This window comes from Enterobacter cloacae complex sp. P6RS (genome assembly GCF_014982245.1).
GTDB lineage: Bacteria > Pseudomonadota > Gammaproteobacteria > Enterobacterales > Enterobacteriaceae > Enterobacter > Enterobacter bugandensis.
The window spans coordinates 1-23,882 of the sequence record NZ_JADCLB010000028.1 but is presented as its reverse complement, the minus strand read 5'-3'; the positions used below and the strand labels follow the sequence as shown (position 1 = coordinate 23,882).

At 56.3% G+C, this 23,882-nt stretch carries 23 protein-coding genes and 1 other annotated feature; of the genes, 7 read left to right on the top strand and 16 right to left on the bottom strand.

The window, feature by feature from the left end; all coding sequences use genetic code 11:
- Positions 1-71: 71 nt before the first annotated feature.
- On the bottom strand, positions 72-1,025 hold the full coding sequence (tal, locus tag INF73_RS19225; protein WP_003856481.1) for a transaldolase: 954 nt from the start codon (positions 1,023-1,025) through the stop codon (positions 72-74).
- A gap of 262 nt (positions 1,026-1,287) precedes the next feature.
- Here tal and INF73_RS19220 point away from each other — a divergent pair, with 262 nt between their 5' ends.
- Together INF73_RS19220 and yaaA are read left to right on the top strand one after the other, a co-directional pair.
- Positions 1,288-2,718 (top strand): sodium:alanine symporter family protein, encoded by a 1,431-nt coding sequence (locus tag INF73_RS19220; RefSeq protein WP_045259427.1) that lies wholly within the window; start codon positions 1,288-1,290, stop codon positions 2,716-2,718.
- Positions 2,719-2,784: 66 nt separating this feature from the next.
- Positions 2,785-3,558 carry a peroxide stress protein YaaA gene (gene yaaA / locus INF73_RS19215; RefSeq protein WP_045259426.1) on the top strand — a complete coding sequence of 258 codons (774 nt, stop codon included), beginning with the start codon at positions 2,785-2,787 and terminating at the stop codon, positions 3,556-3,558.
- A gap of 32 nt (positions 3,559-3,590) precedes the next feature.
- On the opposite strand, the gene INF73_RS19210 is transcribed toward yaaA, so the two are convergent.
- The 7 genes from INF73_RS19210 to yjjY all read right to left on the bottom strand — a co-directional run bounded on the left by INF73_RS19210 (position 3,591) and on the right by yjjY (position 10,402).
- Complete coding sequence (locus INF73_RS19210) at positions 3,591-3,884, bottom strand: DUF2502 domain-containing protein (protein WP_045259425.1); 294 nt, start codon at positions 3,882-3,884, stop codon at positions 3,591-3,593.
- 247 nt (positions 3,885-4,131) lie between these two features.
- Positions 4,132-5,418, bottom strand: coding sequence for a threonine synthase (gene thrC / locus INF73_RS19205; protein WP_045259424.1), 1,287 nt, complete (start codon positions 5,416-5,418; stop codon positions 4,132-4,134).
- A 3-nt stretch (positions 5,419-5,421) separates the two neighbouring features.
- Entirely contained in the window at positions 5,422-6,351 is a 930-nt protein-coding gene (thrB, locus tag INF73_RS19200) for a homoserine kinase (protein ID WP_041911275.1), read from the bottom strand.
- 1 nt (position 6,352) lies between these two features.
- Entirely contained in the window at positions 6,353-8,815 is a 2,463-nt protein-coding gene (gene thrA / locus INF73_RS19195; protein ID WP_059357852.1) for a bifunctional aspartate kinase/homoserine dehydrogenase I, read from the bottom strand.
- 24 nt (positions 8,816-8,839) lie between these two features.
- Positions 8,840-8,957 (bottom strand) — a sequence feature (Thr leader region).
- Positions 8,896-8,964: a thr operon leader peptide gene (gene thrL / locus INF73_RS19190; protein ID WP_015572623.1), complete on the bottom strand. Its 69-nt coding sequence runs from the start codon at positions 8,962-8,964 to the stop codon at positions 8,896-8,898. Its footprint overlaps the feature before it by 62 nt.
- A gap of 211 nt (positions 8,965-9,175) precedes the next feature.
- On the bottom strand, positions 9,176-9,862 hold the full coding sequence (locus INF73_RS19185) for a tRNA/rRNA methyltransferase (protein WP_193541079.1): 687 nt from the start codon (positions 9,860-9,862) through the stop codon (positions 9,176-9,178).
- A 399-nt stretch (positions 9,863-10,261) separates the two neighbouring features.
- Positions 10,262-10,402, bottom strand: coding sequence for a protein YjjY (yjjY, locus tag INF73_RS19180; RefSeq protein WP_085928893.1), 141 nt, complete (start codon positions 10,400-10,402; stop codon positions 10,262-10,264).
- A gap of 95 nt (positions 10,403-10,497) precedes the next feature.
- Between yjjY and arcA the strand changes: the two genes are divergently transcribed.
- The gene (arcA, locus tag INF73_RS19175) at positions 10,498-11,214 is read left to right on the top strand and encodes a two-component system response regulator ArcA (protein WP_003856501.1); all 717 of its coding nucleotides are present in this window, start codon (positions 10,498-10,500) and stop codon (positions 11,212-11,214) included.
- A gap of 46 nt (positions 11,215-11,260) precedes the next feature.
- On the opposite strand, the gene creD is transcribed toward arcA, so the two are convergent.
- Genes creD through creA form a run of 4 tightly spaced genes read right to left on the bottom strand, consistent with a single transcriptional unit; the run spans position 11,261 to position 15,268 of the window.
- Complete coding sequence (gene creD, locus INF73_RS19170) at positions 11,261-12,613, bottom strand: cell envelope integrity protein CreD (protein WP_193541077.1); 1,353 nt, start codon at positions 12,611-12,613, stop codon at positions 11,261-11,263.
- A gap of 56 nt (positions 12,614-12,669) precedes the next feature.
- Positions 12,670-14,094, bottom strand: a complete 1,425-nt coding sequence (creC, locus tag INF73_RS19165; RefSeq protein ID WP_193541075.1) for a two-component system sensor histidine kinase CreC — start codon at positions 14,092-14,094, stop codon at positions 12,670-12,672.
- Entirely contained in the window at positions 14,094-14,783 is a 690-nt protein-coding gene (gene creB / locus INF73_RS19160; protein ID WP_193541073.1) for a two-component system response regulator CreB, read from the bottom strand. The genes creC and creB overlap by 1 nt, the downstream gene beginning before the upstream one ends.
- 14 nt (positions 14,784-14,797) lie before the next feature.
- Positions 14,798-15,268: a protein CreA gene (creA, locus tag INF73_RS19155; protein WP_014882476.1), complete on the bottom strand. Its 471-nt coding sequence runs from the start codon at positions 15,266-15,268 to the stop codon at positions 14,798-14,800.
- 211 nt (positions 15,269-15,479) lie between these two features.
- Between creA and robA the strand changes: the two genes are divergently transcribed.
- The gene (gene robA, locus INF73_RS19150; RefSeq protein ID WP_028015450.1) at positions 15,480-16,349 is read left to right on the top strand and encodes an MDR efflux pump AcrAB transcriptional activator RobA; all 870 of its coding nucleotides are present in this window, start codon (positions 15,480-15,482) and stop codon (positions 16,347-16,349) included.
- On the opposite strand, the gene gpmB is transcribed toward robA, so the two are convergent.
- Positions 16,346-16,993, bottom strand: a complete 648-nt coding sequence (gpmB, locus tag INF73_RS19145; protein WP_008502057.1) for a 2,3-diphosphoglycerate-dependent phosphoglycerate mutase GpmB — start codon at positions 16,991-16,993, stop codon at positions 16,346-16,348. The two genes, robA and gpmB, sit on opposite strands and share 4 nt — an antisense overlap.
- Before the next feature lie 50 nt (positions 16,994-17,043).
- Between gpmB and yjjX the strand changes: the two genes are divergently transcribed.
- Entirely contained in the window at positions 17,044-17,559 is a 516-nt protein-coding gene (gene yjjX / locus INF73_RS19140; protein WP_193541071.1) for an inosine/xanthosine triphosphatase, read from the top strand.
- Here the strand turns inward: yjjX and trpR are convergent.
- Complete coding sequence (gene trpR, locus INF73_RS19135) at positions 17,550-17,879, bottom strand: trp operon repressor (protein ID WP_024907404.1); 330 nt, start codon at positions 17,877-17,879, stop codon at positions 17,550-17,552. The genes yjjX and trpR overlap by 10 nt on opposite strands.
- A gap of 55 nt (positions 17,880-17,934) precedes the next feature.
- A complete protein-coding gene (gene sltY, locus INF73_RS19130) occupies positions 17,935-19,872 on the bottom strand; it encodes a murein transglycosylase (protein ID WP_193541070.1) in 1,938 nt (645 codons plus the stop codon).
- Between the two features lie 227 nt (positions 19,873-20,099).
- Here sltY and ettA point away from each other — a divergent pair, with 227 nt between their 5' ends.
- Positions 20,100-21,767, top strand: coding sequence for an energy-dependent translational throttle protein EttA (ettA, locus tag INF73_RS19125; RefSeq protein WP_003856515.1), 1,668 nt, complete (start codon positions 20,100-20,102; stop codon positions 21,765-21,767).
- A 63-nt stretch (positions 21,768-21,830) separates the two neighbouring features.
- Here ettA and INF73_RS19120 read toward each other — a convergent pair whose 3' ends face one another.
- Positions 21,831-22,730: a LysR family transcriptional regulator gene (locus INF73_RS19120; RefSeq protein ID WP_047367295.1), complete on the bottom strand. Its 900-nt coding sequence runs from the start codon at positions 22,728-22,730 to the stop codon at positions 21,831-21,833.
- A gap of 108 nt (positions 22,731-22,838) precedes the next feature.
- Here INF73_RS19120 and INF73_RS19115 point away from each other — a divergent pair, with 108 nt between their 5' ends.
- Positions 22,839-23,840 carry a zinc-binding alcohol dehydrogenase family protein gene (locus tag INF73_RS19115; protein WP_193541068.1) on the top strand — a complete coding sequence of 334 codons (1,002 nt, stop codon included), beginning with the start codon at positions 22,839-22,841 and terminating at the stop codon, positions 23,838-23,840.
- The last annotated feature ends 42 nt before the right edge of the window (positions 23,841-23,882 follow it).

Genomic DNA, 23,882 nt, shown 5'->3' with positions numbered 1-23,882 from the left:
ACACGCAGAGGGAAAATTCAGACAGAGGACAGAAGAAGACGCGTGACCGGGAGCCCGGTCACGCAGAATGATTACAGCAGGTCGCCGATCATTTTTTCCAGTTTTTCCTGGTCGATAGCAAACTTACGGATACCGTCCGCCAGTTTGTCTACAGCCATTGGATCCTGGTTGTGCTGCCACAGGAACTCGGATTCGGTGATGCGCTCCGGGCGCGCCTTCACTTCGCCGGTGTAAGACAGCTTACGCTCGATAGCACCTTCGCTTTCTGCCAGCTCTTTCAGCAGCGCAGGGGCGATGGTCAGACGGTCACAGCCAGCCAGCTCAATGATTTCGCCCACGTTACGGAAGCTTGCACCCATAACCACGGTCTCATAGCCATGCTGTTTGTAGTATTCGTAGATTTCAGTCACGGAAATCACGCCTGGATCTTCAGACGCCGCGTACTCTTTCTTGTCGGTGTTGGCTTTGTACCAGTCCAGAATACGGCCCACGAACGGAGAAATCAGGTACACGCCTGCTTCCGCACATGCACGCGCCTGCGCGAAGGAGAACAGCAGGGTCAGGTTACAGTTGATGCCTTCTTTTTCCAGCTGCTCGGCAGCGCGAATGCCCTGCCAGGTCGACGCCAGTTTGATCAGGATACGGTCGTTGCTGATGCCCGCGTCGTTGTACAGTTTGATCAGGCGTTTTGCTTTCGCGATTGACGCTTCGGTGTCGTAGGAGAGACGTGCATCCACTTCGGTAGAGATACGGCCCGGAACCAGCTTCAGGATTTCCAGACCGATGTTCACTGCCAGTTTATCGGTAGCATCCACAACCTGCTGCGCACGGTCATTGCTCTGTGCTTTCGCCCAGGTCACAGCCTCGTCAATCAGTTTGCGATACTCAGGGATCTGTGCGGCGTTAAGGATCAGAGAAGGGTTAGTTGTGGCATCCTGCGGCTGGTACAGCTTCATTGCCGCGATATCTCCGGTGTCAGCTACGACAGTGGTGAACTGACGAAGGGAGGTCAATTTATCCGTCATGATAGTGTTTCTCTTTTAACGTGCCCTGGATAATTCACGCTACCGACAGCATGCCTGCAGCGGAAAAATGACAGGTTTACTTGTTAGGGGGATGTAACCGGTCTGCCCTGATGATAACACGACGGAGTGGTAGCGCAACCGCAGACAGTGCGCTTAGGCAGAGTATGATAAACTCAAAATATTAACAGGCTGCTAAGCAACAGCATGCCCAATCAGTGGTAGCGCTTACATATTCACGTTGGCATCAACAAGAGGGACGTTAATGCCTGATTTCCTTTTCTTTATTAACGAAGTCCTCTGGGGTTCGATAATGATCTACCTGCTTCTGGGAGCAGGTATCTGGTTTACGCTACGCAGTGGGTTTATCCAGTTTCGCTATATTCGCAAGTTTGGCAGAAGTCTGAAAAACAGCGTCACGCCCCAGCCGGGCGGATTAACGTCGTTTCAGGCGCTGTGTACCAGCCTGGCTGCCCGCCTCGGTAGCGGGAACCTGGCGGGCGTTGCGCTGGCCATCAGCGCCGGTGGGCCAGGCGCGGTGTTCTGGATGTGGGTCACGGCGCTTCTCGGAATGGCTACCTCTTTTGCCGAAAGTTCGCTGGCGCAACTCTACAAAGAGAAAGACAGAAACGGGCAGTTTCGCGGCGGTCCGGCCTGGTATATGGCGCGTGGCTTAGGAATGCGCTGGATGGGCGTTCTGTTCTCGCTTTTTTTACTGCTCGCGTACGGTCTAATTTTTAATACCGTGCAGTCAAACTCCGTCGCCCATGCCCTGCGCTATACCTTCTCCTGCCCGGAGTGGATCACCGGCATCGGTTTAGCCCTCTTTGTTTTGCTCACCATTTCTGCCGGCCTGAAAGGCGTTGCCCGCATGATGCAGTGGCTGGTTCCCATCATGGCGCTGCTCTGGGTTGCCGCGAGCCTGGTCGTCGCTGCGCTGCATGCCGACCAGGTTCCGGACGTGATTGCGACCATCTTTAAAAGCGCCTTTGGCTGGCGTGAGGTGGCGTCAGGCGCGCTGGGCTACACCCTGAGCCAGGCGCTGATGGCAGGTTTTCAGCGAGGCATGTTCTCCAATGAAGCCGGGATGGGCTCTACTCCCAACGCCGCCGCGGCCGCCTCTTCCTGGCCGCCGCACCCGGCAGCGCAGGGTATCGTGCAGATGATAGGCGTGTTTATGGATACCGTTATTATCTGTTCCGCCAGCGCCATGATCCTCCTGCTGGCCGGTCCTGTGGCGCATGACTCGGATATCGACGGAATACAGCTTCTTCAGCAGGCGCTGGTGAACCTGACCGGCGGCTGGGGTTCGGGATTTGTCTCGCTCATTCTGATGCTGTTCGCCTTCAGTTCGATTGTGGTGAATTACCTGTACGCCGAAAATAACCTTATCTTCCTGAAATACGACTCTCGTCCGGCCATTCTCCTGCTTCGCCTGGGCGTAGTACTGATGGTGATCGCGGGCTCCCTTCTGAATATGCCGCTGGTCTGGCAGCTGGCGGATGTCATTATGGCGCTAATGGCAATCACTAACCTGACGGCGATCCTGCTGCTCTCGCCCGTTGTGAACCTTATTGCCAGGGATTATCTTCGCCAGCGCAAGCTGGGTGTTCCCCCGGTATTTGATGCCGCACGCTATCCCGAAATTCAGTCACAGCTTGCCCCCGGCACCTGGGATGATTTGCCCCGGCGATAACAGCTATCGATCAATTCAGGGCGATTTTTTGTTAAAGTCGCTCTAAATTTCCTGCAAGGACTGGATATGCTGATTCTGATTTCACCTGCAAAAACGCTCGACTACCAGAGCCCGCTCGCCACCGAGCGTTATACCCAGCCAGAACTGCTGGACTATTCGCAACAGCTGATCCGCGAAGCGCGCAAGCTCTCTGCGCCGCAAATCGCCTCGCTGATGAGCATCAGCGACAAGCTGGCAGACCTGAACGCGACCCGGTTCCACGAGTGGCACCCAGATTTCACCCCCGCCAACGCGCGCCAGGCGATCCTGGCGTTTAAGGGCGATGTTTACACCGGCCTGCAGGCGGAAGATTTTAGCGAAGCCGACTTTGATTTTGCCCAGCAGCATCTGCGCATGCTGTCGGGCCTGTATGGCGTACTGCGCCCGCTGGATCTGATGCAGCCATATCGTCTGGAGATGGGGATTCGCCTGGAAAACGCCAAAGGCAAAGACCTTTACCATTTCTGGGGCGACATCATCACCGACAAGCTGAACGCGGCGCTGCATGCTCAGGGTGATAACGTGGTGGTTAACCTGGCATCTGATGAGTACTACAAGTCGGTGAAGCCGAAAAAGCTGAACGCGGAGATCGTTAAGCCGGTCTTCCTTGATGAGAAGAACGGCAAGTTCAAGGTCATCAGCTTCTATGCGAAAAAAGCGCGTGGCCTGATGAGCCGCTACATCATTCAGAACCGCCTGACGAAGCCGGAGCAGTTAATGGGATTCAACACCGACGGCTATTTCTTTGACGAGGCGTCGTCAGGGAAAGGTGAGCTGGTATTTAAGCGCCACGAGCAGTAAAACTAAACCCCGCCATCTGGCGGGGTTTTGCGTTAATGGTGCTTCCAGTCCGGGCCCGGACGGTGCTCGTCGTGATGATGGTCGTGTCGGTCATCACGATCGCGATGCTCGTCATGCGGACGCCAATGGTTATCGCGCCAGTCATAATGCGCCTTCCACCAGTCGTGGTCGCGCCAGCGGCCGCCATCCCAGTAATGCCCGCTATTGTCCCGATCGCCAATCTGCAGTTTTACCGCAGGTACGAGAGTAATTTCAGATGCCTGTACCGCCATGGGGGCGACCAGCACCAGAGAAAGCGCAATGAGTGCAGGTTTTAGTGTAGACACAGGTGACTCCTTATTCTTCTTGCCCAACGTGGGCCGATGTAAGGAGAGTACGCGAGGGGAACGGTGGATGTTATTCTCTGCAATCCTAAACGCTAAGTGACCGCATTTATTGGGAATTTCTGCTTTTTTCCTGCAATTTTTCTCCTTAATTTCTTCATAAAAAAGCCGGGTGGCGCTGCGCTTACCCGGCCTACGGTCATCTTGTCGTTGTAGGCCCGGTAAGGCGTAGCGCCACCGGGCAACAAAATCACGCGCGCGTCATCATAAGATTCCGCAGTGCCGCAAAATCCGCCGGCAGCTCATGAGACAGCAGCGGCAGGTCGGCGCGCTCGGCCAGCTCTTTTGGCAACGGCAGCGTTTCGCCCAGAATATCTTCCACGCTCTCTTTGAACTTCGCCGGATGCGCGGTGCCCAGGAAGAGGCCATATTCACCCGGGTTAAGCTGGTCGCGCAGCGCGCGGTAAGCAATTGCCGCGTGCGGCTCAGAGGTGTAGCCCACCGCTTTCAGCTCGCGCATGGTGGCTTTAGTGGTTTCGTCCGTCACCGCAGCGTAGCCCAGGTCACCCAGACGCCACACCTTGCGGCGGAACAGCTCTTCCACGCGCGGCCAGTTGTTCGGCTGCGACACGTCCATGGCATTGGAGAGCGTCGCCTGCGTAGCGTTAGGCGCCCATTTGCCGTCTTTCAGGAAGCGTGGCACGGTATCGTTGGCGTTGGTGGCAGCGATAAAGCGTTTCACCGGCAGACCGAGAGATTTCGCCAGCAGCCCCGCCGTCAGGTCGCCGAAGTTGCCGCTTGGTACGGAAACTACCAGCTGATTGCGCGCTTCCTGCGGCAGCTGAGCCACCGCTTCGAAGTAGTAGCAGATCTGCGCCAGCAGGCGGCTGATGTTGATGGAGTTCGCCGAGTTCAGCCCCAGCGCGGCCTTCAGCTCTTCATCATCGAACGCTTGCTTGACCAGCGCCTGGCAGGCATCGAAATCGCCGTCGATCGCCACGGTTTCAATGTTGCCGCCGAGGGTGCAGAACAGTTTTTCCTGCAACGGGCTGATCTTGCCTTTCGGATAGAGGATCACCACGCGGACGTTTTTCAGGCCGTAGAACGCGTGTGCCACCGCCGCACCGGTATCACCGGAGGTGGCGGTCAGGATGGTCACCGGCTTGTCGCCGCTGATGTGGGTCAGCATCTGCGCCATAAAGCGGCCGCCGAAGTCTTTAAACGCCAGGGTCGGGCCGTGGAACAGCTCCAGACAACCGACGTCAGGCTCCACCTGCTTAACCGGAGCCGGGAAAGCAAACGCCGCACGCACGCGCTCTTCCAGCAGCTCCTGCGGGATTTCATCGCCAATAAACGCAGACAGAATTTTGGTGCTGCGGGTGACAAAGTCCAGCTTCAGCAGCTCATCGATTTCGGTCAGCTGAAATTCCGGCAGGTCGTGCGGGAAAAACAGCCCCTGATTTTTGCCCAGCCCCTGAGTCACCGCCTGCGCGAAGCTGACCTGCTCGTTATGATCTTTAAGGTTGTAGAGTTTCATTCGTTATCCCAGTACTCGTGCGCCAGCCGTGTCCAGACGGCAAATATGAACAAAGCCTTCCTGATTTTGCAGGTAGTGTTTAGAGAGCCAGTCCGCCACGCGCTGCGCGGTGTCTGGCTTATCGCACAGGGCGAACAGCGTCGGGCCGGAGCCGGAGATGCCGCACGCCTGCGCGCCGATATCCATTGAAGCCTGTCGCGCCTCGTTAAAGCCGGGCAGCAGCTTCGTACGGTACGGCTCGGCAATGACGTCTTTCATCAGCTTCGCCGCCAGCTGCGGCTGGCGGGTGTAGCAGGCGTGAATAAAGCCCGCCAGGTGACGCCCGTGGGCGATACAGTCCTGGCGACGATACTGCGCAGGCAGGATCGCACGCGCTTCCGCGGTAGAGACCTTGATGCCCGGATACGCCAGCACCCACAGCCACTCATCAAACCCTGGCACCTGCTGGCTGATGATGCCATTTTCTTCAATCATCAGCTGCATGCCGCCGAGGAAGCACGGCGCCACGTTATCGTAATGAATACTGCCGGAGATGCGCCCTTCCAGCTCGCCCATCAGCGCCAGCAGACGGCTATTGTTCAGCGGCTTGCCGCAGTGCTCGTTCATCGCCACCAGCGCGGCGACAACCGAGCAGGCGCTGGAGCCCAGGCCCGAGCCAATCGGCATGCTTTTTTCCAGCGTCATGGCAACCGGCACGTTTTTGCCGATCTCCTGACAGAAGCGCTCCCAGCACTGATAAACGATATTCTCGCGTGGTTCAGGCGGCAGCTTGCTGGCGAAACGGCCGACGTTATTCAGGCTGAAGCTTTCTGCCGCCTCAACCGTTACCGTATCGCCCAGCAGCGAACCATCCACCGGCGTCACCGCCGCACCCAGCACGTCAAATCCGACGCTCATATTGGCGCTGGAAGCCGGGGCATATACTTTAACCATCTTAAACTCCTAACTTCCATGACAGGGTACGCAGCAGGTCGGCAAACACGCCCGCCGCCGTCACATCATTCCCTGCGCCATAGCCGCGAAGCACCAGCGGCAATGGCTGATAATAGTGGCTGTAAAACGCGAGGGCGTTTTCGCCGTTTTTGACTTTATAAAGCGGGTCGTTACCATCCACTTCGGCAATCTTCACCCGGCATACGCCGTCCTCTTCAATGTTGCCAACATAGCGCAATACCTTACCTTCATCACGGGCTTTCGCAACGCGTGCGGCAAAGGCATCGTCAAGCTGAGGTAAATTCGCCATAAAGGTGCTGACATCGCCGCTGGTGTCAAACTCAGCTGGCAGCACCGGTTCAATCACGATATCCGAAAGCTCCAGCTCGCGGCCCGTTTCGCGCACCAGGATCAGCAGCTTGCGCGCCACGTCCATCCCGGAGAGATCGTCGCGCGGATCTGGCTCGGTGTATCCCAGCTCGCGCGCGGCACGGGTGGCTTCCGACAGGCTCATCCCTTCATCCAGCTTGCCGAAGATAAACGACAGGGAGCCGGAGAGGATGCCGGAGAAACGCTGCAATTCGTCGCCCGCGTTCAGCAGGTTTTGCAGGTTCTCGATGACCGGCAGGCCGGCGCCGACGTTGGTGTCGTACAGGAACTTGCGGCGCGACTTGCTCGCCGCCAGGCGCAGCTGGTGATAGTAATCCATCGACGAGGTGTTGGCCTTTTTGTTCGGCGTCACCACGTGGAAGCCTTCGCGCAGGAAGTCGGCGTACTGGTCGGCCACCGCCTGGTTCGAGGTACAGTCAACGATAACCGGGTTAAGCAGGTGATACTCTTTCACCAGACGGATCAGGCGCCCCAGGTTGAACGGCTCTTTCGCCTCTTCCAGCTCCGCCTGCCAGTTCTCCAGGTTCAGACCGTGAACGTCAGTAAGCAGCGCTTTCGAGTTCGCAATTCCGCAGACGCGCAGATCGATGTGCTTTTTCTTGAGCCACTCCTGTTGGCGCTTCACCTGCTCCAGCAGCGCACCGCCGACGCCACCCACGCCAATCAGGAATAGCTCGATAACCTGATCGGTGTTGAACAGCATCTGGTGAACCACGCGCACGCCGGTAGTGGCGTCATCGTTATCCACCACCACGGAGATTGAACGCTCGGACGAACCCTGGGCAATCGCCACGATGTTGATATTGGCCCGCGCCAGCGCGGCAAAGAATTTGGCGGAGATACCGCGCAGCGTGCGCATACCGTCGCCAACCACGGAAATCACCGCCAGGCGCTCCTGAATGGAGAGCGGCTCCAGCAGTTCCTCTTTCAGCTCCAGATAGAACTCTTCTTCCAGCGCGCGGCGGGCGCGCAGACAGTCGACCTGAGGCACGCAGAAGCTGATGCTGTATTCGGAAGAGGACTGGGTGATCAGCACCACCGAGATACCGTTGCGTGACATGGCCGCAAAAACGCGCGCCGCCATGCCGACCATCCCCTTCATCCCCGGACCGGAGACGCTGAACATTGCCATATTATTCAGGTTGGAAATGCCTTTCACCGGCAGACCATCTTCATCGCTGCTGGCACCAATCAGCGTGCCTGGCGCCTGCGGGTTACCGGTGTTTTTAATCAGGCATGGGATCTGGAACTGGGCAATGGGGGAGATGGTACGCGGGTGAAGCACTTTGGCGCCGAAGTAGGAAAGCTCCATCGCTTCCTGGTAGGACATCGACTTCAGCAGCCTGGCGTCCGGCACCTGGCGCGGATCGCAGGTATAGACGCCGTCGACGTCAGTCCAGATCTCACAGCAGTCAGCGCGTAAACAGGCGGCCAGCACGGCGGCAGAGTAGTCGGAGCCGTTACGGCCCAGCACCACCAGTTCACCCTTCTCGTTCCCGGCGGTAAAGCCCGCCATCAGGATCATGTGGTCAGAGGGGATTTTGCTCGCGGCAATACGGCGGGTTGATTCGGCAATATCAACGGTAGATTCGAGGTAGTGGCCCGCTGCCAGCAATTTCTCAACCGGATTGATCACGGTAACGTTGTGGCCGCGCGCTTCCAGCACGCCCGCCATGATGGCGATGGAAAGTTTTTCGCCCCGGCAGATCAGCGCCGCGTTGACGCTGTCCGGGCACTGGCCCAGCAGGCTGATGCCGTGCAGCACATGTTTGATCTGAGCAAACTCCTGCTCAACGAAGGACTTCAGCTGCGCAAGCGGGAAACCAGGCTGTGCCTCTGCCAGCCCCTGCAGCAGCTCGGCGAAGATACGCTCGGCATCGCTGATGTTCGGGAGTGCATCCTGGCCACCGATGGTCTTTTCAATCATCGCCACCAGATGGTTTGTGATTTTTGCCGGGGCAGAGAGCACGGTCGCAACCTGCCCCTGCCTGGCGTTGCTCTCCAGGATATCGGCAACACGCAGAAAACGTTCTGCATTTGCCACTGATGTACCGCCGAACTTCAACACTCGCATGGTTCTACCTCGTTTCCTTTAGCCGAAAAAAAAGCCCGCACTGTTCAGGTGCGGGCTTTTTTCTGTTTTTCCTGTACGCGTCAGCCCGCATCGTTACCTGTGGTAATGATGATGGTTGTGGTAATGGTGGTGATGCTGATGCGTTTCATGGATGTTGTGTACTCTGTCATTATTATCTGTCTGTGCTGTATTCTTTTAGGGTTAAAGGATCGGGCACCTTAAGTCAATGAATTTTTAATTTGATCACAATTCCGCGGACGTTCACGTCACGCTGCGTGACGTTTTATTTTCATCCGAATCCCCCAGCCGCAACCCTCCACGACAGACCATTTCGCCATAGTAAAAACTTATGACAGCATTTTACTCGGCCAATTTTTTTTCAATATCGTGTAGCAAACGGTGCAACATGGCGGTGTCCCGCTGCTCAAGACGTCCAAGGCGCTGCTGTAGCCAGTCGGCCATTTTTTGATCGTCCGCAACGCCAAGGCTCGATAAAAGACGCTCTACGCGAGCACGAAGCGCGGCCAGCTGATTTTCATTGGCGGCTTCTGTCAGGGATTGAGGGATTTGCATTAGGGAAGCTAATTGATAGCAATAGACCATTACCGCCTGGCCTAAATTCAGGGAAGGATAATCGGCTACCATCGGCGCACCGGTGAGAACGTCCGCCAGCTCAAGCTCTTCGTTGGTGAGCCCGGAATCTTCACGACCAAATACCAGCGCGGCTTTCTCAAGCCACTGGCTTTTCTCTTCCAGCATGGGCACCAGTTCAGCAGGCGTGGCGTAGTAGTGGAACTTCGCCCGGCTGCGTGCTGTGGTGGCAACGGTAAATGAAATGTCATGCAGCGCGTCGGCAAGCGTAGCGTAAGTCGTTATATTATCGAGAATATCCCCCGAACCGTGCGCAACCCAGCGGGCGGCAGGCTCCAGGTGCGCAGTGCTGTCCACAATACGTAAATCGGTAAAACCCATGGTCTTCATGGCACGCGCCGCAGCGCCTATATTTTCGGCTCTGGCTGGAGCGACCAGTACAATCGACAGATGCATTTATGCTCTCTTTTTAATCAGTTAGCGGAGAAAAGTGTGATGCACTTCAACATATTACGCAGCACGAATTTACAAATTTGCAACACAAATCACCGAAATAGCGTTTCATAACAAATTAAAGACGCTAAACTATTTTGTGTCTGAACAATCAGTTAGAATGTTAACAGAAGCCTATTATCCCTATGTTTTATAATGATAATGGCAACGTGAATACCCTGTTCTGATTGGATTCGCTTTGTTTATAAATCAATCTCCGCAACTAGTTGGTTTATTGAAAAATTGTGACAAAGGCTAGCATTCGGCTACGATGATTTCATCAAACTGTTAACGTGCTACAATTGAACTTGATATATGTCAACGAAGCGTAGTTTTATTGGGTGTCTGGTGTCACTTAGCCTGTTATGTTGCTGTTAAAATGGTTAGGATGACAGCCGTTTTTGACACTGTCGGGTCCAAAGGGAAAGTACCCAAGACCAAGCTAATGATGTTGTTGACGTTGATGGAAAGTGCATCAAGAACGCAATTACGTACTTTAGTCACGTTAAGCCGATCATGTTAATTTGCGACATGTATCAGGCAGGTCAGGGACTTTTGTACTTCCTGTTTCGATTTAGTTGGCAATTTAGGTAGCAAACATGCAGACCCCGCACATTCTTATCGTTGAAGACGAGTTGGTAACACGCAACACGTTAAAGAGCATTTTCGAAGCAGAAGGCTACGATGTCTTTGAAGCGACCGATGGCGCAGAGATGCATCAGATCCTTTCTGAAAATGATATCAACCTGGTGATCATGGATATCAACCTGCCGGGCAAAAACGGTCTTCTGCTGGCGCGCGAACTGCGTGAACAGGCGAACGTCGCGTTAATGTTCCTGACGGGCCGTGATAACGAAGTTGATAAAATTCTTGGCCTGGAGATCGGTGCGGATGACTACATCACCAAACCGTTCAACCCTCGCGAGTTAACCATTCGTGCACGCAACCTGCTGTCCCGCACCATGAACCTGGGCACGGTCAGCGAAGAGCGTCGTAGCGTCGACAGCTACAAATTCAACGGCTGGGAACTTGATATCAATAGCCGTTCGCTGATCAGCCCGAACGGTGAGCAGTATAAGCTGCCGCGCAGCGAATTCCGCGCGATGCTGCACTTCTGCGAAAATCCGGGCAAAATTCAGTCCCGTGCAGAACTGCTGAAGAAAATGACCGGTCGTGAGCTGAAGCCTCATGACCGTACCGTAGACGTGACCATCCGTCGTATTCGTAAGCATTTCGAATCGACGCCTGATACGCCGGAAATCATCGCCACCATCCACGGCGAAGGGTACCGTTTCTGCGGTGATCTGCAGGAGTAATCCCGCAGTTAACGCATGAAAAAACGGCGCATTTGCGCCGTTTTTTTTATTTCCAGATCCGCATTGTGTCGTTATCAGGTTCTGCGGGCGGCGCAGGTCGCTTCGGCTGTGAAAGCGAATACCAGTCGAAATGACGAGTCAGGTACATGACGGCGAACAACGCCAGCGCGAGAACCGCAGACCCCAACAGCAGTGCGCTATCCTCCGAGCGCAGCAGGAACCACATCACCACGTCCAGCCCCAGCAAAGCCAGCACAAACAACCCGCTGCGCTTCCAGCTTTTCAGCACGGCCTGCAGGTACATTCCGTTCATCGCCGCACCAACCAAACTTGCAACTACCCAGGCTGGCGTAAACCCGACATGTTCTGATAGCGCCAACAGCACCAGATAGAACAGCACCAGCGACAGCCCCACCAGCAGATATTGCATCGGGTGCAGGCGCAGCCCGGTTAAGGTCTCGAAAACAAAGAAGGCCATAAACGTCAGCGCAATCAGCAAAATGGCGTACTTGATCGCCCGGTCAGTCAGCTGATACTGATCGGCGGGCGTGGCTACCGTAACGCTGAAGGCGGGGATCGACTCCCATGACGGCGACTCACTTCCGTTGAACCAGCTCTCAAGATTGTTCGCAAACCAGCTGCTCTGCCAGTTCGCCTGAAAACCGGCGTCACCAATTTTATGCTTCACCGGCAGATAATTACCCATAAAGCCAGGATGCGGCCAGTTGCTGTTCAGCGCCATTTCACTGTTACGTCCTACAGGTACCACGGCAAAACTTCCTGTCCCCGTCAGATTCAGCGAAATATCCATAGCAAACGTTTTTAATTCCAGCGCTTTGTCAGTCAGCGGGATATGGATACCGGGAAGCGCGCCATACACGCCTGTACCCGGCTCCACACTTAGCGTCTCGCCGTTGATACTGGAGACTTTCACCGTGCCAATGCCTCGAGCATCGCCCACGCCAACAACGATAAACGGCTGCCCCAGGGTCATCGACTCCCCTTTCAGCTGCGTCATTTTTTCCGTGTTGAACCGGGCTTTTATGTTGAGGTCGGTATTCCAGATCTGTCCGTCATAGATGCCGATATTTCGCGACTCAACGCGCTGGTTACCCTCAACGCGCAGAGACTCCGGCAGGATAAAATGCATATAGCTTTTCTTGTACTCGACTTTTTTCTCATCCTCTAACTTGTAAAAAACCTCGGTTACCGGGATCGCAATCAGCGGGCCGACCAATTTTTGCGGCCCGCTGGTGCTCTGGCGAAGCGTATTTTCGACATCGTTGCGGTAGCTTTCACGCTCTGAAATGAGGTTACTCACCATAAATAGTGGGACTAACAACAGCAGGATGCACCCCAGCAGGGTGCTTACTTTCCAGAACAGGGGGGATTTCATCATTACGTCTCCTTTGTGATGTGGAGAGCGTAACCAGGCTGTGTGGGGCCAGTTTGAAGTTATGTGAAGGGACGGTGAAGTGTCAGCGTGGCTATCACGCCACCTTCATCACGATTACGCAATGTAATCTCTCCGTGGTGCAGACGCGCCACCTCCTGAACAAACGCCAGCCCGAGTCCGCTACTTTTCAACCCGTTCTCGCGCGGCAGGGAATAAAAGCGCTCAAAAATACGCTCCAGCGCATAATCCGGGATCCCGCTTCCGCTGTCGGTGACGATCAGCCGTATCTGCCCCTGCTCTTCCTGGGCCGCCAGTTCAATGGCACCGCCCTGTGGGGTAAAATCGATAGCATTATCCAGTAAATTACCGAGCGCCTGTTCGAGCAGGTCGGGATCGCCTTCAACAAGAAGCGAAGCGGGCTGGAGGGTCAGCGCAATCTTTTTTGCCGCCAATAGCGCCGAACGCGCGTCGGCAAGCCGTGTAAACAGCAGGTCGACGCGGACGGCCAGGGGCGTAATCTCGACCCGATTTTCAAGCCGCGCCTGAGTCAGCAGTTTTTCAACCAGCGACTGCATACGCGCGTTTTGCACCAGAATATTATCGATAAACCGCGCGGCCACCTGCGGCGGCGGCTGCTCGGTGAGAATTTCTGCCGCGCCGCGTATGGCGGCTATTGGGCTTTTCAGCTCGTGGGTCAGCGCATGGACATAATGTTCAATGTAGTTTTTCCCTTCAAGGCGAATACGCATATTTTCCAGCGCCTGAGCCAGCTTGTGCAGTTCGCTACTGCCTGGATTAGGCAGCGGGAGAGGCGTATCAGTGGTCACCGAGTCGGCATAGCGCGATAACGTACTGATGGAACGATTAATCCACCAGGCGACGAGAAAACCGATCAGTAAAGCAATGCCAAGCAGCGCCCCGCCAGCCCACAATATCCGTCGCTCGCTGCGGTGAATCACCGGCGCCATCGCGCTGTTCGGTTTCCCCACCGACAGCACGCCGATAATCTTGCCCTGCTCAACAACCGGTGCGGCAACATACATCACCGTGCTCTCCGGATCGTCGGGATGGCTCTGGGTACTGCGCGCGCCGTATTGGCCGCGAAGCGTCAGCCAGACATCGTTCCAGCGAGAGTAATCTTGCCCCACGGCCAGGCCGGCAGAATCAAACACGACGCGGCCCTGCGCATCGGTCATGTAGACGTGATACTCGTTGCGCACCTTATGAATGCCGCCGATATTGGCGCGGAAAGGCCGCTGATGGAGCTGTAAAAAGGCCTGCGCCAGTCTGCCCTGCTGCGCATTGCCCGAAAGAAGATCCTCACGCCCAACTTCGGCGAGCAAGGTCGCGGTATCTATCAACGTGCCCTCGGTTGCCCTGCGCACGCCGGGCTTCACTTCCTGAACAAAGATCGACAGCACAAACCATGCGGCGATGGCGACGATCAGGAAGTACCCCAGCAGCAAACGCATTCCGATGCGCATTAATAAAGCCCCAGGCTATAGCCCATACCGCGATGGGTGCTGATGGGTGACAGTTCCTCATTCACTGCCCGCAGCTTGGCGCGCAGGGTCTTGATGTGAGTGTCCACGGTACGATCGTAACTGTCGCCGTCTTCGCCCCACACCTTGTCCATTAACTGTTGACGAGAGAAAACCCGTCCCGGAGCCTGTAGTAACGTTTTAAGCAGCAAAAACTCATAGCGCGTGAGCGGTAATGCTTCACCGCACCAGCTAATTCGGGCGGCAGCTTCGTTCAGCTCAAACTGTCCGATACGCACCGTCTCCACTGGCGCGGCGGATTTTTGCATCCGCCGTAAAATGGTCCTTACCCGGGCGCACACCTCACGCGGGGAGAAAGGCTTGGCGACGTAGTCGTCTGCGCCCATTTCCAGGCCGAGGAGTTTATCCACTTCGTCACTGCGTGCCGTCAGAAACAGCACGGGCAGTGACGGATGCTGCGCCAGAAGCTGGCGGCAGAGCTCAAAGCCGCTGATGTCCGACAGCCCGACGTCAAGAATGGCGAGCGCCGGAGCCTGCTGGCGCGCCGCCTCCAGCACCGGTAAACCGCGCTCAAACGCTTTTACTGCAAATCCTTCCTGCTGAAGCATGTAGATAAGCGTATCGGCGATACTGGTTTCGTCTTCAACCAGCCAGACTACAGGTTGTTGCATGGTTCATCCCTGAATTAATGCCACGGCATAATCGGCACCGCACTAATGGCGTTTTTCGGTGACCCTTCCACCACTTTATCGGAATACGCCAGGTAGGCCAGGGTATTGCGTTTTGCATCATAGAAACGCACCACCTGCAGCTTTTTAAACACCAGCGAGGTCCGTTTCTGGAACACCACATCGCCCTGCGCTTTGCCGTTTTTGATTTTATCGCTCAGCTCAACCGGTCCCACCTGCTGACAGGAGATCGCCGCATCGGAAGTGTCTTCCGCCAGCCCCAGGCCGCCTTTAATACCGCCCGTCTTCGCGCGGCTGACGTAGCAGGTGACGTTTTTCACGTCCGGATCGTCAAACGCCTCCACCACAATTTTGTGGTCCGGACCGAACATTTTGAACACGGTATCGACAGAACCAATCTGTTCCGCCTGCGCCGCACGGCCCGCTACCAGCAACAGGGCAGTAAGAAGCAAAGTCTTGTATTTCATATTGTTACCATTCTTTAAAATTGCATTGAGCGATTATTCAACACGTTAGTCAAAAATGTAGCAAGATCACAGGATTAGAATATATTCACCCAAAATGAGAGAGAAAAGGCATTAATGCGCAAAAAAAACACTGAATGCTAAAACATCAAAAAATGCTATTATCCGCTAACCTGTTATCAGGCACCTGCTGTTTTAAGGATGAGGATAGTATATGGATCAGGCTGGAATTATTCGCGACCTGCTCACCTGGCTGGAAGGTCATCTCGACCAGCCTTTGTCACTGGATAATGTGGCGGCTAAAGCGGGCTATTCCAAGTGGCATCTGCAAAGGATGTTCAAGGATGTCACCGGTCATGCTATCGGTGCCTATATTCGCGCACGTCGTTTATCGAAATCTGCGGTGGCATTGCGCCTGACCGCGCGGCCAATTCTTGATATTGCCCTGCAGTACCGTTTTGATTCGCAGCAGACCTTCACCCGCGCCTTTAAAAAACAGTTCTCGTTGACGCCAGCGCTCTATCGCCGCTCGCCTGACTGGAGCTCGTTTGGCATGCGTCCGCCGCTGCGTCTGGGCGAGTTCGCGATGCCGAAATACGAAATGGTCACTCTGCCGGAAACCCATCTGATCGGTACAACCCAGAGCTACTCGTGCTCTCTGGAGCAGATTTCTGAGTTCCGCCATCAGATGCGCGTCCAGTTCTGGCGCGATTTCCTGAGCCATGCGCCGGCCATTCCGCCGATCCTGTATGGCCTCAACGAAACGCACCCAAGCCAGGAAAAAGACGACGAGCAGGAGGTGTTTTACACCACCGCGCTGACGCCGGAGCTGGCGAATGGCTACATTCAGGGTTCGAAGCCGGTCGTGCTGGAAGGCGGCGAGTACGTGATGTTCTCGTATGAAGGACTGGGTACGGGCGTCCAGGAGTTTATCCTGACCGTTTACGGGACGTGCATGCCAATGCTGAATCTGAATCGCCGTAAAGGTCAGGATATCGAGCGCTACTACCCGGCGCAGGATGCCAAACCGGAAGAAGGCCCAATCAATCTGCGTATGGAATTCTTGATTCCTGTCCGTCGTTAACGCTGCAGTTCATCAAGCGCAGGGGCATCGAGATGCGAAATGTCCCCTGCCATCTCCACGACCCAGCCCGACGCCAGCCACGCGCTTTCCTGATAATCAATCCGGGAAATGGAGCAGTTACGCAGGCGTAACCGACGCTCAGCGTAAGCCGGTAACCCCAGAATGGTGCTCACCAGGCAGCCGAGCGCGATACCGTGACTCACCAGCAGCGGACGGCTGCCTGCCGGTAGCTTGAGGCATTCCGCCAGCGCGGCATGCATACGCACGCTCAGCTCCTGCATGGATTCCCCTTCAGGAATACGACCATCTTCGGTACCGTTCACCAGCGTGCGGCGCCAGCCCTCTTCCGTTTCCGTCAGCGTATCAATATGGCGCTTTTCCAGCACACCCATATCCAGCTCACGCAGGCGCGGCTCAAGCATCACATCGCAGCCGCAGGCGTCGGCAATGATGCGTGCCGTCTGCTGTGTGCGACCTAAATCGCTGGTAATAACGTGGGTAATGCCCAGCGTTCTGGCGCGTTCCGCCACCTGCCACGCTTGCTGCACACCCTTCTCGGTGAGAGGACTGTCTGACTGGCCTTGAATACGTCGCTCGGCGTTCCACTGCGTTTCACCGTGGCGAACAAGGTATACCTGTAACATGCTTTTTTTCCGTTATACTGCGATGAGTTTTTTTTGAATCGAGCTTAATTATGCACCATGTTGTCTCTGCTACCACCAATCCTGCCAAAATTCAGGCAATTCTAAAGGCTTTTGAAGAGATTTTCGGCGAAGGATCCTGCCATATTGAGGCCATAGGCGTCGAGAGTGGCGTACCTGAACAGCCGTTTGGCAGCGAGGAAACGCGCGCTGGCGCACGAAATCGCGTGGCAAATGCAAAAGCCGCGGCCCCGAAGGCTGACTTCTGGGTCGCCATTGAAGCAGGTATCGACGAAGGCGCAACCTTTAGCTGGGTGGTGATTGAAAGCCGTAAGCAGCGCGGCGAAGCGCGCTCAGCCACCCTGCCGCTGCCGGAGATCATTCTGGAAAAAGTCCGTGCAGGTGAAGCGCTCGGGCCGGTGATGTCACAGTACACCGGCATTGATGAGATTGGGCGTAAAGAAGGGGCGATTGGCGTCTTTACGGCGGGTAAGCTCACGCGTTCAGGGGTTTACCATCAAGCGGTGATCCTGGCGCTGAGCCCGTTTCATAACGCCATTTATCGTTGATCGCTCAATAAGACTGACTCGAGCCACTGGCGCAGCTCAACCGGCGCAGACTTCAGGCTGTTCGATCCACGGGTGATCGTCGCGATGCCCGCGCCCAGCTCGTTTTTCAGCTCGCGCTGGCTCATCTCACCGCGCAATAGCTCTTCAATAATCCGCACGCGCGTGCCCAGCGCCTCACGCTCGTCCGGCGTAAGCATCAGCTGCATGAGGGGGAGATGCAAATCCTGCTCGTAAGACTGGCGAAGCAGCTCCACAAAACGAAGCCACTCCTGGTGACGCTGTTCGGCCATTGCCGAGGAATACGGGGAATGCTGGGTCATGTTATGCTGCCTCTTGTACTCTTTAGCGAGTACAGCATAACACAACCCATGCCGATCAGTAACGTCTCTGCCACTCGGCATCGCTCATCAGGGTATCTTTCTGCCCAATGAAGTAGCGATAGTAGGCGTCATAGGCCAGCACGTTCTTCACGTAGCCGCGCGTTTCCGAGAACGGAATGCTCTCCACGAACGCCACTGCGTCAATGCGTCCTGCACTGTTGCCAAGCCAGGTGCGCACGCGGCCCGGCCCGGCGTTATACGCCGCCGACGCGAAGATGCGGTTATTGCCAAACTGCTGATAGACATACTGCAAATAGCTGGTGCCGATGTTGATGTTGGTATCCGGATCGAGAAGCTGTGACGGGCTGCTGTAACCTGGAATGTTGAACATCTTCACCGTATGCGTCGCCGTCCCCGGCATAATTTGCATCAGCCCGCTGGCACCCACCGGTGAACGAACTTTCGGGTTCCAGGCGCTCTCCTGACGGGCGATCGCCATGGCGTAGCTTTGCGGGATATCTTTGCCGCTGGTGTAGCGGTCAAACAGATCTTTATACGCCAGCGGGAAACGCTCTTCGAGATGGTCCCACAGCTTGCCTGAAATCGTCGCCTGCACGCTCAGATCCCACCAGCGATTATCAAACGCATAGCGGGCAAGCTGCGCTTTTTCATCCGTGGTGCGGCTGGTCACCAGGTTGGCCCACTCGCTGCGCGCGGTGTTATCCATGTTCCAGTACATCAGCTCGCGCACGCGCGCCATCTCTGGCCCCTGCGTCAGAGCGGGGTTCGCGTTAGCGGGCGCTTTGTCGATCTTAAGCGTGTACTCCTCGCCCAGCCGTTGCGCCGCCGCCATCGGGTAGAACCCGCGCTGCTGCATCAGCGAGTGAAGAATCTCTTTGGCTTCGTCTTCACGACCGCGCTCCAGCAGCAGATCCGCCTGCCAGTAGCGCCATTCGTCCTTCTCTTTGGCTTCCATTGGCAAACGCGCGAGCCAGGTGTTGAGGCCACGGCGGTCGCCGGTGCCCAGCGCCATGCGCACGCGGCGCTCGACAAGCGAGGTCGAGTTTGAGCGCATGATCGCATCGTCACGCCAGCGCGCCTGTTCGTCAGTCACGTCCGTGCCCATCAGTCGCCAGGCCACGATGTCGCGCAGTTCCTGGGTTTGATCTTCATTCAGCTGCTGCGCCTGCACCAGCTGCGGGATCATCAGCCGCGCGTTTTCGACATCGTCACGCGCCACGCTGGCAAAAGCCACCGCCGCCATCTGGCGGGTAAAATCGGTCGAGCCCGTGCTGCGGGCAAAGGTCAGGACGCTGTTAGGATCGTTTGCCAGCGCGATAACCGCCGAGGAGATCGTCTGGTAGTCGGACGGCATCTGCCCTGCCAGCGCGGTTACCAGACGCGTGTTGCCGGCTTTCATCGCCAGGCGGATGCGCTCAAGGTAGGCCAGCGCATCCTGCTTGCCGGAAGCGCGCCATGCGCCGAACAGGGAATCACAGGCGTTCGGCTGGCTTTTGCCGGTCAGCCACAGATCTTTCGCCCCGGCCCAGGCCTCTTCCTGCTGCCCGGTCGCCCATTTCGCATAGTAGTAATTACACTGCGCTTCGGTGGTATTCGGCTTGTCAGGGCTAAACGCCAGCAGGCCTCGCCAGTCTTCACGCCGCGCCAGCTCATTCACAAAACGAGACTGGAGATTTCGGGCAGGCGGCAGGGTCGGGTTCGCCTGAATGAAATTATTCACGGTGACGGTCGGCTGGTTCATCAGATCGTCGGTAATCTGGCGATACTCCAGATACGGATACAGCGGATAATCCTTCAGCGTCGGCATCAGCGCCTGCACGGTATCCATCTGCTTGTTGTCCCACGCCTGTTTAATCTGGGCGTAGCGGTTACGTTGTTCATCCAGTGAATCGGCATGCACCGCCTGGCTTACCGCCATTACGCATACGCTGGCAGCCAGCAGACGCCAGACCACCCGTTTGGCTTTTTCCACAAGCTCTTCCTCATTGTTTTTTCGTCAATTGCAGCGTCTTGCCACGTCAAAGTCACAACAACTTATGCTAACCAGGCATCCAGCAACGCGCCACGTCATGGACACTTTTTTACCTTTCTTGCGCGTTTTAACACTCCCGACGTTCCTGGCTGGGATTAGGGCGTGAAAAAGGCTACACTTCGAGGCTGAAATTCCTTCTCATTTACGATAAAAGAGGCGAAGTCCACGTGGCTCAATTCGTTTATACCATGCATCGTGTCGGCAAAGTTGTCCCGCCGAAACGTCATATTCTTAAAAATATCTCGCTGAGCTTCTTCCCGGGCGCAAAAATTGGTGTGCTGGGTCTCAACGGTGCCGGTAAGTCCACCCTGCTGCGCATCATGGCCGGCATCGATACAGACATCGAAGGTGAAGCCCGTCCGCAGCCAGGCATCAAGATCGGCTACCTGCCGCAGGAACCTCAGCTGAACCCGGAACACACCGTACGTGAATCCGTTGAAGAAGCGGTATCCGAAGTGGTTAACGCGCTGAAAGGTCTGGATGAAGTGTATGCCAAATACGCCGAGCCGGATGCGGACTTCGACAAACTGGCCGCTCAGCAGGGCAAATATGAAGAGATCATCCAGGCGCACGACGGTCACAACCTGAACGTGCAGCTGGAGCGCGCGGCGGATGCCCTGCGTCTGCCGGACTGGGATGCGAAAATCGCGAATCTCTCCGGTGGTGAACGCCGCCGCGTGGCGCTGTGCCGCCTGCTGCTGGAAAAACCAGACATGCTGCTGCTCGACGAACCGACCAACCACCTGGATGCGGAATCCGTGGCGTGGCTGGAGCGCTTCCTGCACGACTTCGAAGGCACCGTTGTAGCAATTACCCACGACCGTTACTTCCTCGACAACGTCGCCGGCTGGATCCTGGAGCTGGACCGTGGTGAGGGTATTCCGTGGGAAGGCAACTACTCCTCCTGGCTGGAGCAGAAAGATCAGCGTCTGGCGCAGGAAGCTTCTCAGGAAGCGGCCCGTCGCAAGTCTATCGAGAAAGAGCTGGAGTGGGTGCGTCAGGGCGCGAAAGGCCGTCAGTCTAAAGGCAAAGCCCGTCTGGCACGCTTCGAAGAGCTGAACAACACCGAATACCAGAAACGTAACGAAACCAACGAACTGTTTATTCCACCTGGAGCACGTCTGGGGGATAAAGTGGTTGAAGTAACCAACCTGCGTAAGTCCTACGGCGACCGCGTGCTGATCGACGATCTGACCTTCTCCGTACCGAAAGGCGCTATCGTTGGCATCATCGGTCCGAACGGCGCGGGTAAATCGACCCTGTTCCGCATGATGTCCGGTCAGGAACAGCCAGACAGCGGCTCAATCACCCTCGGTGAAACCGTGAAGCTGGCCTCCGTTGACCAGTTCCGTGACGCGATGGATAACAGCAAAACCGTGTGGGAAGAAGTCTCCGGCGGTCTGGATATCATGCGTATCGGCAACACCGAGATGCCAAGCCGCGCCTACGTTGGCCGCTTTAACTTCAAGGGCACCGATCAGGGCAAACGCGTGGGCGAGCTGTCCGGCGGCGAGCGTGGTCGTCTGCACCTGGCGAAGCTGCTGCAGGTGGGCGGTAACGTTCTGTTGCTCGATGAACCGACCAACGACCTGGATATCGAAACCCTGCGCGCACTGGAAAACGCCCTGCTGGAATTCCCGGGCTGCGCCATGGTTATCTCGCACGACCGCTGGTTCCTGGACCGTATCGCGACCCACATCCTGGACTACCAGGACGAAGGTAAAGTGGAGTTCTTCGAAGGTAACTTTACCGAATACGAAGAGTACAAGAAACGCACGCTGGGCGCTGACGCGCTGGAGCCGAAGCGTATTAAGTACAAGCGTATTGCGAAATAAAAGCAAAACGGCAACCTCGGTTGCCGTTTTTTATTCAGGGTGAGGGCATCAGGCCGCACAACATCACCCACCCACGTAATACCGCTTCACCTCATCAAACTGCATCGCAAACTCGATATAGCTCATCAGCGCAGGCGAATTCAGCTTCCGGCTCGGGTAGGCCAGCCAGAGATCGTTACCTTCAACGCGCCATTCCGGCAGCACCTGAACCAACGCCCCCTTTTCGATCTTATCTTCCAGCAGAAATGCGGGTAGCAGCGTGATCCCCGCCCCGGCAATCGCGCATTCGCGGGCGTACACCAGATTATCGGTCATGTGGCCGTTGTCCGGCAGGTAGCGGTAATCCTCACCCTCGCTTCGCAGCAGCCACTCCGACCACGCTCGGTGCGTAATACAGCGGTGCTCCACCAGCTGTCGGGGATGGATTAACGGCTCCCGGCGTGCCAGGTAGTCCGGCGAGGCCAGCATGTAGCGCGGGCAGTGCCCGATCATTCTGCCTATCAGGGAGGAGTCCTGCGGCTTGCCGGTGCGCAGCGCCACGTCAAAACCGGACTCGACCAGGTCCACCACGTCGTCAGAGATCGATACATCGAGCGACACGTCAGGATAGCGAAGCTGAAACTCGGCATTCATATGCGCCAGCAGGGTCGCGCCAATCCCCGCCGGACAGGTAATACGCAGCCTGCCGCTGGGGTTTTCACGCAGGCGCTGAATGGCGTACTCCGCCCGCTCGCTGGCCGCCAGCATCTCCCGACAGTGCACCAGATAGTGCTCGCCCGCGAACGTCAGGCTGATCCTGCGCGTCGTGCGATTCAGCAGACGGATCCCCACCTGCTGCTCCAGCTGGCTGATCCGCTGGCTAACGCTGGATTTCGGCAGTTCGGCTTTCTGCGCCGCCGCGGTGAAACTGCCCATCTCCGCCACCAGCGCAAACAGCGCCATATCCTGCAGCTGTTTAAACATGATTGTTCACCCTGTACGAACGCTGAGTTCATGATTGTCCATCTTATCATGCGGCTGGCCACTTAATAGACTAGCCTCAACAAAACGCATTCCATTGAGGAGCACACCATGTCAGTGAAAGCCATTGCCGTTAACCCAGAAAATCCGTCCACCTTCATTGAAATCACCCCGCCAATGCCGACGCCTGGCGAACACGATCTGCTGGTAGAGGTGAAAGCCGTATCGATTAACCCGGTTGATACCAAAGTGCATGCAGGCATCGCCAAAAATGGGCTGAACGAGCCGCGAATTCTGGGGTGGGATGCCAGCGGGGTCGTCAAAGCCGCTGGAGCTGGCGTCACAGGCTTCAAACCAGGTGATGAGGTGTGGTACGCGGGCGACATCACCCGCCCGGGCAGCAATACCACTCATCAGCTGATAGATGCGCGCATTGTCGGCCACAAACCTGCCAGCCTCGGCTGGGCGGCAGCCGCTGCGCTACCCTTAACTGCGCTCACCGCGTGGGAAGGTCTGTTTGAACGGCTGAATATTCAGGACGCCGAAGCGGACAAAACCCTGCTGATCGTCGGCGGCGCGGGCGGCGTGGGATCGCTGGCGATCCCGTTTGCGAAGCACAACAGCAAGGTGAAGATTATCGCAACCGCTTCACGAGAAGATTCCGCCCGGTGGTGCCGCGATCGCGGTGCTGACGTAGTGGTCAACTACCGCGATCTAAAAGGCGAGCTGGCGAAGCAGGGACTTACCTTCGTGGATTATATTTTCATCCTCAACGACACCGACGGGCATTGGGATGCGGTCAGTGAACTGATTGCGCCGCAGGGGCATATTTGTTCCATCGTTGAGAATGAACATCCGCTGAACCAGGACAAGCTGAAGTCCAAATCCGCCGCCCTGCACTGGGAGTTTATGTACACCCGCAGCATGTACCAGACCGCTGATATGGCGCGTCAGGGTGAGATCTTAAATGAGGTGGCAAAGCTGGTGGATAACGGCGTGGTGGAAAGCTCGCTCAGCGAAACGCTGCACGGGCTGAGCGTAGAAAGCATTACCGAAGCGCACCGTAAGGTGCTGGAGGGGCATATGCGCGGGAAGGTGGTGGTTGAGTTCTGAGGTATTCCCCCCTCACCCCAAAAGGGTGTACAGTCCGGGGAC

Excerpts from the sequence above, each read along its gene's own strand:
- creD (WP_193541077.1), bottom strand. The coding sequence starts at position 12,613 with ATGATGAAATCCCCCCTGTTCTGGAAAGTAAGCACCCTGCTGGGGTGC.
- creC (WP_193541075.1), bottom strand. The coding sequence starts at position 14,094 with ATGCGCATCGGAATGCGTTTGCTGCTGGGGTACTTCCTGATCGTCGCC.
- thrA (WP_059357852.1), bottom strand. The coding sequence starts at position 8,815 with ATGCGAGTGTTGAAGTTCGGCGGTACATCAGTGGCAAATGCAGAACGT.
- INF73_RS19120 (WP_047367295.1), bottom strand. The coding sequence starts at position 22,730 with ATGTTTAAACAGCTGCAGGATATGGCGCTGTTTGCGCTGGTGGCGGAG.
- creB (WP_193541073.1), bottom strand. The coding sequence starts at position 14,783 with ATGCAACAACCTGTAGTCTGGCTGGTTGAAGACGAAACCAGTATCGCC.
- trpR (WP_024907404.1), bottom strand. The coding sequence starts at position 17,879 with ATGACCCAGCATTCCCCGTATTCCTCGGCAATGGCCGAACAGCGTCAC.
- thrB (WP_041911275.1), bottom strand. The coding sequence starts at position 6,351 with ATGGTTAAAGTATATGCCCCGGCTTCCAGCGCCAATATGAGCGTCGGA.
- yjjX (WP_193541071.1), top strand. The coding sequence starts at position 17,044 with ATGCACCATGTTGTCTCTGCTACCACCAATCCTGCCAAAATTCAGGCA.
- tal (WP_003856481.1), bottom strand. The coding sequence starts at position 1,025 with ATGACGGATAAATTGACCTCCCTTCGTCAGTTCACCACTGTCGTAGCT.
- INF73_RS19185 (WP_193541079.1), bottom strand. The coding sequence starts at position 9,862 with ATGCATCTGTCGATTGTACTGGTCGCTCCAGCCAGAGCCGAAAATATA.
- creA (WP_014882476.1), bottom strand. The coding sequence starts at position 15,268 with ATGAAATACAAGACTTTGCTTCTTACTGCCCTGTTGCTGGTAGCGGGC.
- thrC (WP_045259424.1), bottom strand. The coding sequence starts at position 5,418 with ATGAAACTCTACAACCTTAAAGATCATAACGAGCAGGTCAGCTTCGCG.
- INF73_RS19220 (WP_045259427.1), top strand. The coding sequence starts at position 1,288 with ATGCCTGATTTCCTTTTCTTTATTAACGAAGTCCTCTGGGGTTCGATA.
- INF73_RS19115 (WP_193541068.1), top strand. The coding sequence starts at position 22,839 with ATGTCAGTGAAAGCCATTGCCGTTAACCCAGAAAATCCGTCCACCTTC.
- gpmB (WP_008502057.1), bottom strand. The coding sequence starts at position 16,993 with ATGTTACAGGTATACCTTGTTCGCCACGGTGAAACGCAGTGGAACGCC.
- arcA (WP_003856501.1), top strand. The coding sequence starts at position 10,498 with ATGCAGACCCCGCACATTCTTATCGTTGAAGACGAGTTGGTAACACGC.
- robA (WP_028015450.1), top strand. The coding sequence starts at position 15,480 with ATGGATCAGGCTGGAATTATTCGCGACCTGCTCACCTGGCTGGAAGGT.
- yaaA (WP_045259426.1), top strand. The coding sequence starts at position 2,785 with ATGCTGATTCTGATTTCACCTGCAAAAACGCTCGACTACCAGAGCCCG.